This is a genomic window from Erythrobacter insulae (genome assembly GCF_007004095.1).
In the GTDB taxonomy this organism is placed as follows: Bacteria; Pseudomonadota; Alphaproteobacteria; order Sphingomonadales; family Sphingomonadaceae; genus Erythrobacter; species Erythrobacter insulae.
Map to the genome: position 1 here is coordinate 269,756 of NZ_VHJK01000001.1, position 17,629 is coordinate 287,384.

Below are 17,629 nucleotides of genomic sequence, written 5' to 3' on the forward strand. Positions count from 1 at the left end.
ACCCGGCGCCTGCGGGTCATTACATATACCGAAGGTTTATTCATGCCATCAGTCATCTTTCCTGGTCCCGAAGGCCGTCTTGAAGGGCGTTTTTCGCCTCCGCCCCGCCCGCGCGCACCGGTTGCGATGATCCTGCACCCTCATCCAGAGGGCGGCGGCACGATGAACGACCGGATCGTTCAACGCCTTTATCAAACATTTGCCGATCGCGGTTTTGCAACGCTGCGTTTCAATTTCCGCGGCGTTGGCCGCAGCCAGGGCAGTTTTGACAACGGTATCGGCGAATTATCCGACGCGGCGAGCGCCCTCGATTGGGTCCAATCCATTCACCCAGAAGCGCAAACGACCTGGGTTGCGGGCTATTCTTTCGGCGCATTGATCGGGATGCAATTGCTTATGCGGCGCCCCGAAGTGCGCGGATTTATCTCGGTCGCTCCGCCAGCGAACATGTATGATTTCAGCTTCCTCGCGCCGTGTCCGGCATCGGGTATCTTTGTTCAGGGCGCAGCGGACACCGTGGTTCAGCCCAACGCCGTGCAAAAGCTGGTCGATAAACTCCGCACGCAAAAACACATCACGATCCATCATGATGAGATCCCGCGCGCGAACCATTTCTTTGAAAATGAAATGGAAGACATGATGAAATCGGTCGATAATTACCTCGATTTCCGCCTGTCTCCGGATTGCCCGATCAAGTAACCCAACGCCGCATCTGAGCCGCTTGTTGCGCACGCCATCCGGTTTGCGCAACAAACATGCTGTTCAATTGCATCCTGATTTAAAACGCGAAAGTTCTTGCCCTCATGATGTGATGTTGTAACATTGCAATTGAGAGGTGCCGGTAGCACCCCCTCTTCGCCCTCCCGCTGCTGGCGCCTTCTCACCCATAAAAGTGATAGAGGAGCCACATCATGAGCTATGCACAAAAAGCAAACAGGACGAACCCCGTCGCCATCATGGGCGCGCTGGGCGTGCCTGCTGCGTTCGGTGTTTTGCTGGTCACGGGACTTGCCATTCATCAAGCGGTCGCCCCGCCCGATCCGCGCCTTGCCGGTTATCAGGTCCCGATAAAGCCGCCGCAGCCGCCGCCTCCACCGCCAGAACCACAGCAACAAACGGCGCAGCAACAAACTGTGTCGAAGAGCTCTCAGGCACCGGTTGAAACCACTTTCAATTTCGAGTTCGTTCCGGGCCCTGCCACGCCGATCGAAACGCTGCCCGATCTGACCGGCGGGATTATCGGTCCGATCGAAATTCCCGGCAACACCGCAGAAATTGTGCCGCCAACCGCGCTACCGGATCCGATCGCGGCATCGCCGCGTGGCAATCCGGGCGAATGGGTCACCGATAACGATTACCGGAGCACTTGGATTCGCCGTGAAATGTCCGGTGTCGCAGGCTTTAGTGTCACCATCGACACGAACGGACGGGTAAGCGGTTGTACGATCACCCGGTCCACCGGCCACAGCCAGCTGGACGATGCGACGTGCAAATTGCTGGAGCGGCGCGCACGCTTTAACCCCGCCAAGGACAGCAATGGCAAACCGGTTTCCGGGACCTATCGCAATTCCGTAAACTGGAGGCTGCCCGACTGAAGCAAACTGGCGCAGCCTGCAAAGGCTGGCCGAACACGGTACAGGAGCCGGGGTCTATTGGGCTCCGGCTTCGACCTTTTCAGCTGGCGAGGTTCCATCCGATGTCGGGATCGTCCAGATCAGGACATTCATGATCGCGATCACAGCGAGAAAAACCATCAAGGCCGGTTGCTTCACCTCGCCCGTCCGCCGCCAATACACAATTGCGCCCGCGATCAACGCAAAGGCAGCCAACATGACTATGGAAAGAACGATATCGGTCATCTTGTGAAGTACTCTATTTTACATCTGAAGCGAGGCTTCGCCTTGATAAACTTGTAAACCACAGACATCATGGTTCCAACAGTTCGTTCTTATGAATTGGGGCAGGCCGCCCGCTACATTTACGGAGGATTATATGGGAATTTTCAGTTCAATCAAAAGCGCAATCTTCGGCTCTGACGAAGAAGAAACAACCGCAGCCGCAGCCGCAGCGCCTGCAGCAACAGCTCCGAAAGAGCGGGCCGCCATTAGCGGTGTCGATGTGGAACAGCGCATCGGATCAATCCCCGGCGCGGACAAACTGAATTGGCGCTCGTCGATTGTCGACCTGATGAAACTGGTTCAGATCGACCCGAGCTATGCCAATCGCAAAGAGCTTGCAGTGGAAATGGGCAACACAGATTATTCGGGCACCGCCGAAGACAACATCGCTTTGCACAAAGCGGTGATGCAGAAGATCGCCGATGCAGGCGGCATTGTACCGGATGACCTGAAAAACTGATCCGAATACGGGTTTGACAGCGGATCATCGCGGGGTATCACCCCCGCCATGACCGAGACAAACACACATTTCACACGCCGTCAGGCCCTATCCGGGCTTGGCGGCGTTTCTGCTTTGGCATTGATGCCGGGCTGCGCGGGCACGGCATATACGGGCGCGCCGCTGCCACCGGGTCAAGCAGGCGCCAGTCAGCTGCTTGATAATGTCGCTTATGCGATGCTGGAACATGAACCGACCCGCGCGACCACGCTGGGCGTTGATGCCGGGGCGTTTGCGCATCTTCGCGGCCAGCTTGAAGATCAATCGCCCGAAGGCCAGCAAGCCTATGCCAGCACCTTGCGCGATAGCCTCGAGAAACTGCGCGCTTTCCCGCGCGAGGGTCTGGATACAGAAACGCTCACCAATATCGAAGTCACCCAGAGCGCGTATGAACTTGCGCTAGATGGCTTTGCCCTGCCCTATGGCGATACGCCTGTCGGCAACTGGAGAACCGCGCCCTATGTCGTGATCCAGAATGTCGGAGCCTTTATCGGCCTTCCCCGCTTTATGCAGTCGGATCAACCGGTGCGAAACCGCGACGATGCCAATTTCTACATTGAGCGGCTTCAGGCTATTCCTGCCGCTCTTGGCGGCGAGCTGGAACGTATCCGTCAGGCCCGCGCGATTGGCGTGGTGCCTCCGGATTTCCTGCTCGACAAAGCCATCGATCAATTGGAAATCAGCGTGGCGAGCGCAGGCAAAGGCGATCTGTTCGCCAAGCATCTGCGCAGCGTGTTGCAGACGCGCGGATTGCCCGAAAGTTATGCTGACAAAGCCGAACAGATCGAAAGCGGCGCAGTGGCCAGCGCCCTTAATGCCCAGCTTGAAGAATTGAAGATAGAGCGCGGCGTTGCGACTTCGGATCCGGGCATATCGGCGCGCCCTTATGGTGACGAATTTTATGACTGGGCGCTTCGATCCAGCACCACGACCCGCCTGACCCCGGACGAAATCCACCGTCAGGGCCTTGAAGAACTTGAGGAACTGCAAGCCCGGATGGACCCGATCTTGCGCGAAATCGGCTATACCAAAGGCACAGTGGGCGAGCGGATGCAGGTGCTGGGCGCTGATCCGCGATATCAGTTCAGCGAAGGCGATCCGGGCCGCGCGGAAATCTTTGCATTCATCGAAGACCGCGTCGACTGGATCAAGGCGCAAATGCCGCGCGCTTTCAACACCCTGGTCAATCCCAATCTCGAAGTCACGCGCATCCCCATCGCCGAGGAAGCGGGTGCGCCCGGCGCCTATGGCGGGGCCGGAAGCAAGGACGGGACGATCCCGGGACGTTTCTGGATCAACCTCAAAAGCACCGATCTTCACCGCAAATATGATCTCGCCGATCTCACCTATCACGAGGCCATTCCGGGCCATGTCTGGGAAGGTGAATATTCCAACCGCCTGCCGCTGATCCGGTCGATCCTTGCGTTCAATCCGTTCAGCGAAGGCTGGGCGCTGTATGGAGAGCAAATCGCCGATGAACTTGGCGCGTATGACGAATTCAAAGTCGGCCGGCTTGGCTATCTCCAAAGTCTGGCTTTCCGGGCGTGCCGGATGGTGGTGGATACCGGCCTTCATTCCAAAGGCTGGAGCCGCGAACAGGCCCGCCAGTTCTTTGTCGAGCGCAATGGTTCGAAAGAAAATGAAGTCGCCAGCGAGGTGGACCGGTATTGCAGCTGGCCCGGACAAGCGACCGGCTATAAACTCGGCCATAGCGAAATTGTTCGCCAGCGCGCCCGCGCCCAGGCCGCGCTTGGCAGTGCGTATGATTTCAAGGCATTCAACACGGCGGTCATCATGGGCGGCAATGCGCCGCTTGATGTCGTTGAAAAAACGGTCAACCGTTACATCGCAGGTGCCCGCTCTTAATCGAACACGCTGATTCAACCGCAAATAGAAACGGGCGCAGATGGAACAACTTGGCCAAGATCTGGAAACAATGCGCCGTATCCCGCTGGCTGATGCGCATGTCGATGCGATCTGCGAAATCGGTGAGGAAAAGACGTTTCCCGCTGGCCACATCGTCGCCGACCTTGGCGATCCGATGGATACGTTCGTATACATACTCGAAGGCGAGATCGAGGTTGTTGATCCCAGATCGGGTGAGCGCCTGATGGAAGCAAGCCTTGGGCCGACGCAGTTCATGGGCGAAATCGGTTTTCTGAATGCTGGCGTTCATTACCTGAAAATGCGGGCCGCCCGCGACACCCGCGTTATCGAAGCGCCGCGCACGGCGATGCTTGACCTGATGAGCCGCGTGCCCGAACTTTCGGATCATATTATCACGGTCTTCGCAGCGCGGCGGCGGAAACAGTTCGAGTTGCGCAATTCCGCAGTGAAAATCATCGGCGCAGACCGCGATCCGCAGGTTCAGGCTGTCGAACGGTTTATGTCGCGCAACCGCATCCCGTTTCAAAGTTTCGATCTGGATGCGCGTGATGCCGAAACCGCCAAAGTCTGCGATCTGAGCGGGCATGAGCCTTCGGTCATCATTGGCGCCGATCAAAAGCTGGACGACCCGACCCCGCGCAAGGTTGCGCAATATCTTGGGCTGGATCTCAACATTTGTTCTCAGCGCAATTTCGATCTGCTCATCGTCGGAGGCGGGCCAGCCGGTGTCGCCGCGGCGGTGTATGCAGGCTCCGAAGGTCTGGAGGCGCTTGTTGTCGAAGACACCGCCGTCGGCGGTCAGGCGGGTACTTCCAGCCGGATCGAAAACTATATGGGCTTTCCCACCGGCATCAGCGGCACCGATCTGACCTGGCGCGGACAGATCCAGGCGTTGAAATTCGGCACCCGTTTCGTCATGCCTCGCCGGGTCGAAGGTTTGGCGAAACGCAAAGACGGTTCATTTTGTGCAACTCTGGATGATGGCGATGAAATCTGCGCAAACGCCATTCTGGTAAGCACGGGCGTTCAATACCGCCGCCTGCCTCTCGAAAAATTGGAAGAACTGGAAGGCGCAGGCGTTTTCTATTCTGCCACCGAAATGGAATCCCGGTTTTGTTCGGGCACGCAAGCGGTGGTAATCGGCGGCGGCAATTCGGCGGGGCAAGCGGCGATGTATCTGTCACGCAGTGCGGCACATGTGCATCTCGTGGTTCGCTCGGACAGTCTGGCCGCCTCGATGTCCAGTTATCTGTCAAGCCGGCTTGAGGCGGACCCCAAAGTCACAATCCATTATCATACCAAAGTCACCGCTCTTCGCGGCGATGATTGGCTGGAAGGTGTGACCTTCAAGACTCCCGATGGCGAGAGCAGGCACAATACGACTGCGCTTTTCATCATGATTGGCGCGGCGCCGAATACAGATTGGCTATCGGGATTGGTCGAAACCGACGAAAAAGGATTTGTCCTGTCCGGTGCAAGCGTGGGCCGGGAAACACCATTCGAGACAGGAACCGACGGTATCTTTGCCGTCGGCGATGTGCGCAGCGGCTCTGTCAAACGCGTGGCAAGCGCGGTGGGCGAAGGGTCTGTGGTGGTCAGCCGCATATGGTCTTATCTTGATGAAAGAAAAAACGCGGCTCTATCCTCTTCATAACACTGCCGGGAGAATCAGAGATGGGACGACCATGGTGAAGGTATTTTCGGGTCTGACGTTCGCAGTCGATACCCGAACGCAAACCGAACTGCTGCTCGCCGTCGCGGCATAGCGGGAACGCGGCAGCACAGCAGCGCGGCGCTATTCCGATACGATCCGCCGTAATGTGCGGTCAGGCAATGTGACGCGGCCAAATACAGCGCGCGAACTGACAAGAGCAAGGCGTGATCTCAGCGCAATCGGCAATAATCTCAAATCGCTTTTGGGCAATGGCCCGCCCATTTGCGCAGTGATCCATACCGCTGAACCGGACGAGCCGATTAGATCACGGCTGATCTCGCCTGAAGGCGGGATCGTATCTGATGCATCGCCTGTGCCTTATTCCGGGCTGGATGAGATGTCGGCGACAGCGCAGCGAAGATCCACATGACACGGCTCATGATTCATCTGAAAACCGGAATCACTCCGGACTTTGCATTGCAAAAAGCACAGTTGAATACCTTGAATTATCGGGATAATCAGGGTAATTATTCGTATGCCAATGACCCGACATTGTGGGCAGGCTTAACGATTTTTGGCGAACCCGGTCTGGTCGAGTAATCATCGGGCTGGATACAGGAGAAGCGAGCCAATGACCTTTCGCCTGCCATGCGGCCTTGTTGCTATAATTGCCGCAATAGTGTGCGCACCAGCAGCGCACGCCGCCTGGTACGAGGCATCATCCGATCATTTTGTGATTTATGCCGATGACAGCGAAAAAGATGTCCGCCAGTTTGCCGAAAATCTTGAACGGTATCACGGTGCCCTTGGCTATTTGACGGGCCGCGACGTCGGCAAACCAAGCCCGTCAAACCGGGTCACGATCTTTGTCGTCGGATCAGGCCGCGAGATCCGCAAACTTGCAGGTCAGCAAAACAGCACGATCGCTGGCTTTTATGTTCCGCGTGCCGGCGCGAGCCGCGCTTTTGTTCAGGATATCCGCAATCAGAATGGTTATCCGCATTTCTCAACCGTGGTTTTGCTGCACGAATATGCGCATCATTTTCTGATCTCGAGCAGTCGCTATGCGATGCCGCGCTGGATGAGCGAGGGTGCTGCGGAATTTTTTGCCGCCACCACTTTCGACAAAGACGGTAGCGTGATGATCGGCCGGCCCGCGCAGCACCGCGCCTATGAGCTGGCCAATCCAAACGCGGTTTCCGTGCGCGAATTGCTGGACCCGGATTATGAGCGCGATGATCGGGGCAGACGCGGTGATGGTTTTTACGCACGCAGTTGGCTGTTGTATCACTATCTGACATTTTCCAATGAGCGCAAAGGCCAGCTGAACGCATATTGGCAAACGATCACCTCTGGCGACCCCTCTCTTGCAGCTGCGGAGGCTGTATTTGGCGATCTGGACCAGCTTGAAAAAGAGGTTTCGGCCTATCTGCGCAAACGCCGAATGTTCACCTTCAACCTCCCGCCGGAACGATATGATATCGGACCGATCACTCTGCGGAAATTGCCGAAAGGTGAAGCCGAAGTGATCGATTTGCGTATGATCTCACAGCGCGGCGTCACGCGCGAACAAGCGCAGGAATTGCTTCCGGAGATCCGCAAGATAGCCGCCGAATTTCCCGCAGATCCCGGAGTCTTGTCCGCATTGGCGGAAGCTGAATATGACGCGGGAAATGACGATGCAGCAATCACGGCCGCCGAAGCGGCCATCGCAATCGATCCTTCGCGCACCAATCCCTATGTGCAAAAAGGGTATGCGCTGTTTCGCAAAGCCTCGGACGCAAAAGAGGATTCGAATGCTGCTTATGCCGCCGCAATGGAGCCTTTCAGCGCATTGAATCGGCGCGAAAACGATCATCCCTTGCCGCTAATCTATTACTATCGCAGCTATGCCGAGCGCGGCCTTAAGCCGCCGGAGAACGCCAAAAAGGCGCTCGAACGCGCAGCAATGCTTGCCCCGTTTGATCACAGATTATGGCTGCAAGTGGCCGCCATGCAGGCGGAAGAGGGCAAGGTTGAACTGGCGAAATTCAGTCTGAAGCCGCTCGCGGCCTCGCCCCATGGCGGGCCTAGCGCTGATCTGGCGGCGCGGTTCATCGCGGTTTTGGATCAATTGCCCGAAGGCACCGCCTTTGACCTGAGATCGCGCGCGGCAGGGGAGACATCATCGGGCACTGATAACCCAGACACTGGGAACGAGGCCAGTCCAGACGGGGATGACGCGGCGCAGTAAACCCGCCACAGCCCGCGCGCGGATTTACCCGCATGACAAACGGTTTGTGCGCCCTGACAGGCAGAGCGCACAAACCGCAATCCATTCTCTGTTGAGAATGTGGCCGTTATCGGCTCATCATTCCGCCGACGATTGATCCCAGAATTCCGCCAAGCGGACTGCCGCCTGATGACCCGCCAGCAGGAGCCGCAGCGCCGGTTGCCTCTTTGGCCATATAACCGGCAACCGCCATCGCCAGAATTGGCAACATCTTTTTCAGCATGCCTTCATCAAGACCAGTCAGCGAAGCAACCTCGCCTGCGACCGAACGGCTGACGTCCTTGCTGCCGAAAATATTGCCAAGGATATCATTGCCCGGCTTGGTCGGTGTCGGGCTGGTGCCCAAAACCGCATCAAGCAATCCGCCGCCGAGACCGCCAGCAAGCGCGCCGCCAAGCCCGCCGCCCGAAGAACCGCCGCCGCCAAGGATAGCCCCTGCAAGACTGCCAAGTCCGCCCATCGGATCAGGCGTGCTGGTGCCGCCCGTGGCACTGCGTCCCATCCCTGCGACAATCGCTGGAAGCAATGCCCCAGCAGCCGATTTGGCCGTATTCTCATCAACGCCCAATTCGCGGGCCATCGATGCGATTGCGCCGCTTTGTTGCAGCATTTGTCCTAGGCTCATTGCGGTCCCTCCTGTGTGATCTGGCGTGTTTATTTTTTACCGAACAAGCCCGCAGCCATTCCGGCGATGTCATTCAGCGGGTTTCCGTCCCCATCGCTGTCGAGCATGGACGCAAAACTGGAAAGCGAGCCTTCGCCGCCGATTTGCTCGACAATCTGGCTTAACACACCGCTATCAAGGCCAGTTTCCGCAGCAGCGAGGTCGACTGTATCGCCGTCCTGCTGATGCGTTTTGCCGAGCACCGCAATCGCTTTTTCTGCCATTGCCGGATCAATGCCGATCTTTGCCGCAAGGTTCGCAACATCATCAGGCGCGCCGCCAATGTTTTTAAGAATTCCGTCCAGAAGGCTCATATCAATCTCCATGTGATTTACACATTACAAGAATGGATTGCCCGAGCGATAAAATAAAGGGGTTTATGGGCCCAGCACTTGTAAAACCTTTATTCGGAACCCTTGCCCTGACCCTTGATTTACTCTGTGAGGGGTAGCCGATGAAATCGATGAAATCCGTATTATTTTGCACCGCGATTGCGGCCATAACGGCGACGATCATCTCGTTGGTGCAAACGGATTGGTGGGTAATCCGTGCACTCGATCTGGTACGCGAACCTGCGCTTTATGTGTTTGCGGCGCTTGCTTTGACCAGCGCGATATTCGGTCAGAGCCTGCGCGTTTGGTCGGCCGGGTTGTTTGCGATTGCGGCTTGCATCAATGCCTGGTGCATCTGGCCGTATTCGCGTTTCGCAGCGCCAGATCTGGAATTGGTCGGCACTGCTGGCGATGAGCGGTGTTTTTCGGCCCTTTCTGCCAATGTAAAAATGGAAAACCGTGAATTTGCCGGAGTGATTGATCAGCTGGATGCCTATGATCCCGATCTGATCTTTCTGACGGAAACAAATCAGGCATGGATCGACGCGCTAAAGCCCGTCTTATCGCGCTATCCAAATGTCAGCACGCATCCGCAAGATGATACTTTCGGAAAAGTGTTCGCGAGCCGCCTGGCGACCATCGACACCGATTTCATCGAGCAACCGGGCGAGGATACGCCAACATTTTATGCCCTTTTGAAAGCCAGCGACACGGGCACAGTGCGCTTTACCGGCTTGCACCCCAAGGCACCTTTGCCGGGACAAAACACGCAGGAGCGCGATCAAAGCATCCAGCGCGCCGCCGACAAAGCAGGCACTGCGGTAACCGGGGCAATCGTCATGGGCGATTTCAACGATGTTCCCTGGTCGCGCACGACAAGCGATTTCCGTGAACGCGGCGAGTGGAAAGATCCGCGAATTGGCCGCGGGACTTATCCGACTTTCCCGTCCTTCCTTTTGCCAATCGGCTGGCCGCTTGATCAGGTCATGGTCAAAGGCGACGTTCAGGTGCGTATGTTAAAAGTGCTGGCCGGGAGCGGGTCCGATCACCGCGCGCTCTTTGCCGAATTTTGCCTGCCGCAAGCGATCAGGATGATCGAACCGTAGAGAATAAAAGCCCCGCACTGATCTTACGCCAGGCGGGGCTTCCTCTCCAACTTGTAATTCGGGTTCAGGCGATGATACGAACCGCCGGCGCCGACTGGCGGACGCCTTCATCCACATGCGGCGCAAATTCTGCGAAATTGTCGATAAACAGCTGCACCAGCTTTTCGGCGGCGGCATCATATTCGCCCTTGTCGGCCCAGGTGCTGCGCGGATCGAGGATGGTCTGGTCAATCCCTTGCTGCGCAAGAACAGGAACATTGACCGGGACTTCAAAGCCGAAATTGGCATCCTTGCGGAATTCGACAGCATCAAGATCACCATCAAGCGCCGCATTAAGCAGCGCCCGGGTCGCTTTGATCGGCATACGATTACCAACACCGTATTTGCCGCCGGTCCAGCCGGTGTTGAGCAGCCAGCATTGGACACCGCCGCTGGCAATACGTTCTTTCAAAAGATTGCCGTAAACGCTCGGATGGCGCGGCATAAACGGCGCTCCGAAACAGGTGGAAAACGTGGCTTCAGGCTCTGTCACGCCGATTTCGGTGCCGGCCACTTTGGCCGTGTAACCGGACAGGAAGTGATACATCGCCTGATCCGGCGTGAGCCGCGCGATCGGAGGCAGCACACCGAATGCATCGGCGGTAAGCATCACAACATGGCTGGGCACTGGCCCCAGATTTTTTTCGCTGGTGTTTGGAATAAAATGGATCGGATATGCGCCGCGGGTGTTCTCGGCGAGCGAATTGTCGTCAAAATCGAGCTCCCGCGTTTCGGGATCCATCACCACATTTTCCAGCACTGTTCCAAACCGGCGTGTGGTCGCGTAGATTTCAGGCTCGGCCTCTTCGGAAAGGCTGATCATCTTGGCATAACACCCGCCTTCGAAGTTAAACACAGCGGTATCGGACCAGCCATGCTCATCATCACCAATAAGGGTGCGCGATGCGTCTGCCGAAAGAGTGGTTTTGCCGGTGCCTGATAAACCAAAGAAAACCGCCGTCTTGCCATCCGCGCTCACATTCGCAGAACAATGCATCGGCATCACGCCTTTGGTCGGCAGCAGATAGTTGAGAATGCCAAAGACACTCTTCTTCATCTCTCCAGCGTACCGCGTCCCGCCGATCAGGATCAATTTTTCGCTGAGGTTTACGGCAATCACAGTTTCGCTGTTCGTACCGTGACGTTCAGGATCAGCTTTGAACGTAGGCAAATCGATGATCGTGTATTCGGGTGCAAAATCGGACAATTCTTCGGTCGTCGGACGCACCAGAAGAGTGCGGATAAACAGATTGTGCCATGCCAATTCGTTGATCACGCGGACATTCACGCGGTGTTCGGGTTGTGAACCGCCAAACAGGTCCGCGACATACAGCGTATCCTTGCCCGCAACCGCAGCCATGAAATCCTCTTTGAGGTTGGCGAAATGCGCAGGCGTCATGGATGCATTGACCTTGCCCCACCACACCGTGTTTTCCGTCTCGGCATCGCGCACGATGAATTTGTCTTTCGCGCTGCGACCGGTTTTCGCGCCTGTCTTCACGACCAAGGCGCCATGTTGCGACAGTGCACCCTCGCCAGCGGAAATGGCCGCCTCGACCAGCGCGGGCGTTCCCAGATTCGGGTGAATGTCGGCCCGGGTTTCGATTCCTTGACTGGACAGCGATTGCGCAAGAGGGGTCAACGTAAAGCTCCGTGAAGGTTAGCTGTGAGATGGACAAGAGCGCGGCTCTCATCGGATTCGGGCGTCCATTCGCATACGTATGCATAAAGGTCCAGAGAGGATCAACAATTGCCCTCGGTCTTGTGCACCAAACACGATATTCTGAGGGCAAAGCGCAGGCAGCGCGTTGTTTCACGCCCGCGAAGTCGCTAGTCATCGTGGCGGGTTGTGACAGATTTTAGCTGGGCGCGCCGAACGCTTAGCCTTAAGAAATTCGGTCTTAGCACCGCTGGCATTGGAGAACCGAAATGACCGAGACCGCGCCAGAAGCACACAGCAGCCCCGATGCGCCCGTCATCGCCTTGGTCGATGATGATCGCAATATCCTCACCACGGTCTCCATCGCCTTGCAGGCCGAAGGCTATGTCACGCGCCTTTATTCCGACGGCGAGACTGCCCTGAAAGCGCTGATAGAAAACCCGCCTGCGCTTGGTGTGTTCGACATTAAAATGCCCAAGATGGACGGCATGGAATTGTTGAAACGTGTGCGCGAAAAGGTCGCTTTGCCGGTTATTTTTCTGACCAGTAAAGATGACGAGGAAGACGAAGAAGCCGGTCTGGAATTGGGCGCGGATGATTACATCGCCAAACCGTTCAGCCAGCGGCTTTTGATCGCTCGTATCCGCGCGATCCTGCGCCGGGCCGATCCGGTGCGTGACACCGGCGGTAGCCAAACCGGCCTTGCCGATGCAGCCGCAAACGATATTGCGCGCGGCCGCCTGCACATGGACCCGGCCCGCCATCACGTGCTTTGGGATGGAAAACCGGTCAGCCTGACAGTCACAGAATTTCTGATCCTGGAAGCCCTTGCCGCGCGGCCGGGTGTAATCAAAAGCCGCAACCAGTTGATGGATGCCGCCTATCCCGATGATATCTTTGTCGATGATCGCACAGTCGACAGCCATATCAAACGCATGAGACGCAAGTTCCGCAGCGTGGACCGCGAATTTTCCTCAATCGAAACGCTCTACGGTGCCGGATACAGTTTCAACGATGGCTGATGATATTACGCCAGATATCAGCGAAGATGCCCTGCTGTTAAAACCGAAGGAAACGCTCAGCATAACCGGGCGGCTTTCGTTAACGGCGCGCATTCTGGTGGTGAATATCCTGCCGCTCGCGCTGCTGGGCGGCGGGTTGTTCTATATCGATTCCTATCGCACGCAGTTGATCAATGAACGGTTCAAACTCGCCCGGATCGAAGCTCAGATCACAGCCGAAGCGCTTGCCGGTGCGACCCGCGAGCGCCAAGAGGCGCTGCTGGTCCAGATCGGCAAGGAACAGGGCATGCGGCTGCGCATGTTTGATGCCGAGGGCCTGTTATGGGCAGACAGTTTCGCGCTTGATGAACCGGCATTTGAATTCAACGATATCAGCGATGACAGCTGGGATCAGCGTTTCGCCAGATGGCTTGACCATACGGTAGACGCCATTGTCAGCGCGGAACCGGTCACCGATTTTGTCGAGCCTGAAGGACAGACTGCCGATGCCTGGCCCGAACTGATCGCCGCGCGCGAACAGGGGGTCAGCCAGATTACCCTGTATGACTGGGTGGATGGCACCCCTGTAATCACCGCAGCCGCGCCGGTCGGGCTGAACGGTGCGGCGCTGCTTACGGTGCGCAATGCTGTGGACATCACGGCCACCGTGCGCTCTGCCCGCACCACACTGGTCACAGCCGTCCTGCTGGTGCTGTTCGCGTCGGCCATGCTGTCATTGTACCTTGCGCGGACCATCGTCACGCCGCTGCGCCAATTATCCAGCGCAGCGGTGAGAGTGCGCCAAGGCCGCGAACGCGAGGTGGAAGTTCCGCGTTTGCCAGAACGCAGCGATGAAATCGGCCTGCTGGCCCGCGCCGTATCCGATATGACCGGCGCTTTGCGTCAACGGATTGACGCGGTTGACAGCTTCGCCGCCGATGTCGCGCATGAGATTAAAAACCCGTTGGCCAGCTTACGCAGCGCCGTGGAATCTCTGCCCAAGGTCGAAGACGCCGAAACCCGCCGGAAGCTTGAACAGATCGCCACGCATGATGTGCGGCGCATTGATCGCCTTGTAAGTGAAATATCCGATGCAAGCCGGATCGACGCGGAAATGTCACGCGCGACCCGCGAAAACATCAATATGGCCGATCTTGTAAGGGCGATTATCGGCAGCAGAGAATATCGCGCAGAAAACCAGAACCACCGGATTGAATTGAAGACGCTTGGCTTTGCCGCCAATGTCGTTGGCGTTGGTACGCGTTTGGAGCGTGTGGTTGAAAACCTGCTGGACAACGCCGTCTCATTCTCACCGCCCGAAGCCCCGATCGAAGTGACAGTCGACAATGATGGCACCTGCGTCACTTTGACCGTCTGCGATTCCGGCCCGGGTATTCCCCAAGGATCGCGGGAAAAAGTTTTCAAACGCTTTCACTCCGTCCGCCCGGAACGCGAGGATTTCGGCAATCATTCCGGGCTTGGGTTGGCCATTGCGCGCGCCATTGCCGAAGCCCACGATGGCTCACTGGTCGCAGATGCACGCCCGGACGGCCAGCAAGGCGCGTGTTTGCGGCTTAATCTGCCCGCTGCATGAACCGGCCCGGCCCACTTTTGATGCAAGCAAGCGCGGTCGTGATCAGCGGACGCACCATGGTAATTGAAGGCGCTCCGGGATCGGGTAAGTCCTCTCTCGCGCTTGCGTTGATAGATCGCGGAGCGGGATTGATCGGGGATGACGGCGTCACGCTGGAACGCCTCGGCGATAGGCTGGTCGCCAGCCCCCCTGCCAATATCACCGGATTGATCGAGCTGCGCGGCGTCGGCCTCGTCACTTTGCCGGTCGCAAAGGCGGCTCCGGTTGCGATCATACTGTCTTTGGATACGCCAAGCGAACGCTTGCCCCTATCCGTGCCAGCGCGCGAAATCATGGGCATTTCAATTCCAGTTCTGGGATTTGAACCCGGAAATATCGCGCCGGCTGTTCGCGCAGAATGGGCGCTGGCAAAACATGGATTGGTGTTCGATTGAGAGACACAGCGGGGCGCTGCGCAAAAGGCCCTTTGCAATCGGCGCGTTCCACGCGAATAAGGCCATATGACCAGCGACAGCCCTTCCGAGTCTTCTTCATCTGCAATAGAGCCGCAGCGCATATTGCTGGTCACAGGGCTTTCAGGCGCCGGAAAATCCACAGCGCTTGATGTGCTCGAAGATCTCGGCTGGGAAACAATCGACAATTTCCCGGTCCGCCTGCTGAATCGTCTGGTCGCCACATCGCATCAGGCGCTTGATCATCAACGCCGGCCTTTAGCCATCGGATTTGATTCGCGCACCCGCGGCTTTGTCCCGTCCGACATCATCGACATGCTTAAAAGCCTGACAGGCCGTGATGATCTTTCAGTCAGCTTCATGTTTATCGACTGCGCCGACGCCGAGCTTGAGCGGCGCTATAACGAAACCCGCCGCCGCCATCCGATGACCCATGGGCGCCCCTTGCTCGAAGGGATCGGAGCTGAACGCGAATTGCTCGAACCGCTGCGCCGCTGGGCCGATATCGTCATCGACACCAGCGAACTTTCAGCCAATGATCTGCAAGGCCACGTCCGCGATCTGTTTGAACATAATGAAACAGGGGCGATGACGCTGACTGTCTCCAGCTTTGGTTTTGCCCGCGGAATGCCGCCGCTCGCCGATCTGGTTTTCGACATGCGTTTTCTCGACAATCCACACTGGATTGACGGTCTGCGCGAATTGACAGGGCAGGATGCGCCGGTGGGCGAGCATATTCAAAAAGACCCCGCCTTTTCAGCCGCCTTCAATCAAATTCACGATCTGCTTCTAACGCTGTTGCCGCGGTATCAGGCGCAAGGTAAATCCTATGTCCATATCGCCTTTGGCTGCACCGGCGGGCGGCACCGCTCTGTCTTCACGGCAGAGAGCATGGCCCAAGGCTTGCGCGATGCGGGATTTTCGCCCACTGTCCGCCATCGCAATTTGGGCTCGCGCGCCGCTGACGAAATCGAACGCGGCAAGCGTCAAGGTAACTAACGGACACTCCCCTTCATGATTGGTTTGATCCTGGTCACCCACGGCCGCCTGGCGGAACAATTTGTCGAAGCGATGGAGCATGTCGTCGGCACACAGGCCAATGTCGCGACGGTTTGTATCGGACCCAATGATGATATGGAGCGGCGCCGCGATGAAATCGCCGCTGCGATTGAAAATGTCGACAGCGGAAGCGGCGTAATTATCCTGACCGATCTGTTTGGCGGCACGCCGTCCAATCTCGCAATATCGCTGTTGGATGCTGGCCGGGTTGAAGTGATCGCGGGGATCAATCTGCCAATGCTCATCCGTCTTGCCGGTGCGCGTAAGAAAATGAACGTCATCGAAGCGGTTGAAGCGGGGCAACATGCCGGTCGCAATTACATTACAGTCGCCAGCGAACTGCTTGGCGACAATGCGGAACCGGCGGCGGCAAAAGGGTGAGCGGGCAATGAGCGAAGTGCGCAAAACGGTAACCATCGTCAACAAACGCGGGCTCCATGCCCGTGCGAGCGCCAAATTTGTGGGCGCAGTGGCCGCTTTGCCCGGCACGATTTCAGTCCGCGTGGCAAAGGACGCGAATGAAGCCGCAGGCGGATCAATCCTGGGGTTAATGATGTTAGGCGCGGCAAAGGGCGATTGCGTGGATGTGATTGTCTCGGGCGAGAATGCAGACGGCGTGCTCGTCGATCTGGCGGGGCTGATCGAGGACGGATTCGGCGAAGAATAACCCGGCCACGTCATGCGCAAACAGATCACCGGATTTTCAAACCCGACCGTCAAATACCTGCGGTCCCTGCGCGATAAAAAACACCGCAAACGCTCAGGCCAGTTTCTGGTCGAGGGATTGCGGCTGCTGGAGGATGCGCGAGAGAGTGGCCACTTGCCGCGGCAGGTTGTGATGGCCGAAAATCGGGACGCGCATCCACTGATTGACAGGCTGGAAGCAGACGTGATCGCAGCAGGGGGCGAAATCATCGAAACCACGCCCGATATTCTCACCAAGATCACCGGCAAATCGAACGCGCAAAGCGTCGTCGGCGTATTCGATGAATGGGATACCGGACTGGATCAGTTAGACCGGGACGCCGCGCCAATTTGGCTGGTCGCACAGGCGCTGCGCGATCCGGGCAATCTTGGCACGATGCTGCGCACCGGCGATGCAGTGGGCGCTGGCGGTTTGATCCTGATTGACGATTGCGCCGATCCATTCAGCGCCGAGGCCGTGCGCGCGAGCATGGGCGCAGTGTTTACCCAATCCTTGGCGCAGGCACGGTGGGATGAGTTCACGGCATGGCTGCGCAGCGGGTCTGGCCAATTGGTCGCCGCAAGCCTGCGCGACGCTGTGCCTTATCGCGGAGCTCCGTACGCGGCGCCATGCTTCATCCTTGTCGGCAACGAATCCCAAGGCCTGCCGGAATCTTACGAAGCCGAATGCGACCTGCGCGTAACCATGCCCATGCGCGGGCGCGCGGACAGCCTGAACGCGGCCGTAGCTGGCGCAGTGCTGGCTTATGAAGTGTTGGCTGGACTCGAAAAGAGCTAGGTTTCGGCGTCAGGCGCCGTCCTGCGTAG

At 57.5% G+C, this 17,629-nt stretch carries 19 protein-coding genes; 15 read left to right on the forward strand and 4 right to left on the reverse strand.

The features are described from left to right. The first annotated feature begins 42 nt into the window (after positions 1-42). A complete protein-coding gene (locus tag FGU71_RS01325; RefSeq protein ID WP_142786901.1) occupies positions 43-699 on the forward strand; it encodes an alpha/beta hydrolase in 657 nt (218 codons plus the stop codon). Between the two features lie 212 nt (positions 700-911). Further along, on the forward strand, positions 912-1,595 hold the full coding sequence (locus FGU71_RS01330; protein WP_142786902.1) for an energy transducer TonB: 684 nt from the start codon (positions 912-914) through the stop codon (positions 1,593-1,595). Positions 1,596-1,649: 54 nt separating this feature from the next. Here FGU71_RS01330 and FGU71_RS01335 read toward each other — a convergent pair whose 3' ends face one another. Further along, on the reverse strand, positions 1,650-1,859 hold the full coding sequence (locus FGU71_RS01335; RefSeq protein WP_142786903.1) for a hypothetical protein: 210 nt from the start codon (positions 1,857-1,859) through the stop codon (positions 1,650-1,652). 133 nt (positions 1,860-1,992) lie between these two features. Between FGU71_RS01335 and FGU71_RS01340 the strand changes: the two genes are divergently transcribed. The 5 genes from FGU71_RS01340 to FGU71_RS01355 all read left to right on the forward strand — a co-directional run bounded on the left by FGU71_RS01340 (position 1,993) and on the right by FGU71_RS01355 (position 8,171). Then, entirely contained in the window at positions 1,993-2,358 is a 366-nt protein-coding gene (locus FGU71_RS01340) for a DUF3597 domain-containing protein (protein ID WP_142786904.1), read from the forward strand. Positions 2,359-2,406: 48 nt separating this feature from the next. Beyond that, entirely contained in the window at positions 2,407-4,263 is a 1,857-nt protein-coding gene (locus FGU71_RS01345; protein WP_142786905.1) for a DUF885 domain-containing protein, read from the forward strand. A 40-nt stretch (positions 4,264-4,303) separates the two neighbouring features. Further along, a complete protein-coding gene (locus tag FGU71_RS01350) occupies positions 4,304-5,938 on the forward strand; it encodes an FAD-dependent oxidoreductase (RefSeq protein ID WP_142786906.1) in 1,635 nt (544 codons plus the stop codon). Between the two features lie 426 nt (positions 5,939-6,364). Then, positions 6,365-6,538 (forward strand): hypothetical protein, encoded by a 174-nt coding sequence (locus FGU71_RS14030; RefSeq protein WP_185960173.1) that lies wholly within the window; start codon positions 6,365-6,367, stop codon positions 6,536-6,538. A gap of 79 nt (positions 6,539-6,617) precedes the next feature. Continuing rightward, positions 6,618-8,171 carry a hypothetical protein gene (locus tag FGU71_RS01355; protein ID WP_142786907.1) on the forward strand — a complete coding sequence of 518 codons (1,554 nt, stop codon included), beginning with the start codon at positions 6,618-6,620 and terminating at the stop codon, positions 8,169-8,171. A 106-nt stretch (positions 8,172-8,277) separates the two neighbouring features. On the opposite strand, the gene FGU71_RS01360 is transcribed toward FGU71_RS01355, so the two are convergent. Next, complete coding sequence (locus FGU71_RS01360; RefSeq protein ID WP_142786908.1) at positions 8,278-8,835, reverse strand: DUF937 domain-containing protein; 558 nt, start codon at positions 8,833-8,835, stop codon at positions 8,278-8,280. 29 nt (positions 8,836-8,864) lie between these two features. After that, entirely contained in the window at positions 8,865-9,188 is a 324-nt protein-coding gene (locus FGU71_RS01365) for a hypothetical protein (RefSeq protein ID WP_142786909.1), read from the reverse strand. 140 nt (positions 9,189-9,328) lie between these two features. Between FGU71_RS01365 and FGU71_RS01370 the strand changes: the two genes are divergently transcribed. Continuing rightward, positions 9,329-10,312: an endonuclease/exonuclease/phosphatase family protein gene (locus FGU71_RS01370; protein WP_142786910.1), complete on the forward strand. Its 984-nt coding sequence runs from the start codon at positions 9,329-9,331 to the stop codon at positions 10,310-10,312. A 64-nt stretch (positions 10,313-10,376) separates the two neighbouring features. Here FGU71_RS01370 and FGU71_RS01375 read toward each other — a convergent pair whose 3' ends face one another. Next, complete coding sequence (locus tag FGU71_RS01375; RefSeq protein WP_142786911.1) at positions 10,377-11,993, reverse strand: phosphoenolpyruvate carboxykinase; 1,617 nt, start codon at positions 11,991-11,993, stop codon at positions 10,377-10,379. A 287-nt stretch (positions 11,994-12,280) separates the two neighbouring features. Between FGU71_RS01375 and FGU71_RS01380 the strand changes: the two genes are divergently transcribed. From FGU71_RS01380 to FGU71_RS01410, 7 genes are all read left to right on the forward strand, one after another. Then, positions 12,281-13,033, forward strand: coding sequence for a response regulator transcription factor (locus tag FGU71_RS01380; protein ID WP_142786912.1), 753 nt, complete (start codon positions 12,281-12,283; stop codon positions 13,031-13,033). Next, positions 13,026-14,606 carry a sensor histidine kinase gene (locus tag FGU71_RS01385; protein ID WP_142786913.1) on the forward strand — a complete coding sequence of 527 codons (1,581 nt, stop codon included), beginning with the start codon at positions 13,026-13,028 and terminating at the stop codon, positions 14,604-14,606. The genes FGU71_RS01380 and FGU71_RS01385 overlap by 8 nt, the downstream gene beginning before the upstream one ends. Beyond that, a complete protein-coding gene (locus tag FGU71_RS01390) occupies positions 14,603-15,040 on the forward strand; it encodes an HPr kinase/phosphorylase (RefSeq protein ID WP_234035588.1) in 438 nt (145 codons plus the stop codon). The genes FGU71_RS01385 and FGU71_RS01390 overlap by 4 nt, the downstream gene beginning before the upstream one ends. Positions 15,041-15,106: 66 nt before the next feature. Beyond that, positions 15,107-16,057: an RNase adapter RapZ gene (gene rapZ, locus FGU71_RS01395; protein ID WP_142786914.1), complete on the forward strand. Its 951-nt coding sequence runs from the start codon at positions 15,107-15,109 to the stop codon at positions 16,055-16,057. 15 nt (positions 16,058-16,072) lie between these two features. Beyond that, the gene (locus FGU71_RS01400) at positions 16,073-16,498 is read left to right on the forward strand and encodes a PTS sugar transporter subunit IIA (RefSeq protein WP_142786915.1); all 426 of its coding nucleotides are present in this window, start codon (positions 16,073-16,075) and stop codon (positions 16,496-16,498) included. 7 nt (positions 16,499-16,505) lie between these two features. Next, the gene (locus FGU71_RS01405) at positions 16,506-16,784 is read left to right on the forward strand and encodes an HPr family phosphocarrier protein (protein WP_142786916.1); all 279 of its coding nucleotides are present in this window, start codon (positions 16,506-16,508) and stop codon (positions 16,782-16,784) included. Positions 16,785-16,796: 12 nt separating this feature from the next. Next, positions 16,797-17,600 (forward strand): TrmH family RNA methyltransferase, encoded by an 804-nt coding sequence (locus FGU71_RS01410; protein WP_142786917.1) that lies wholly within the window; start codon positions 16,797-16,799, stop codon positions 17,598-17,600. Positions 17,601-17,629: the final 29 nt, after the last annotated feature.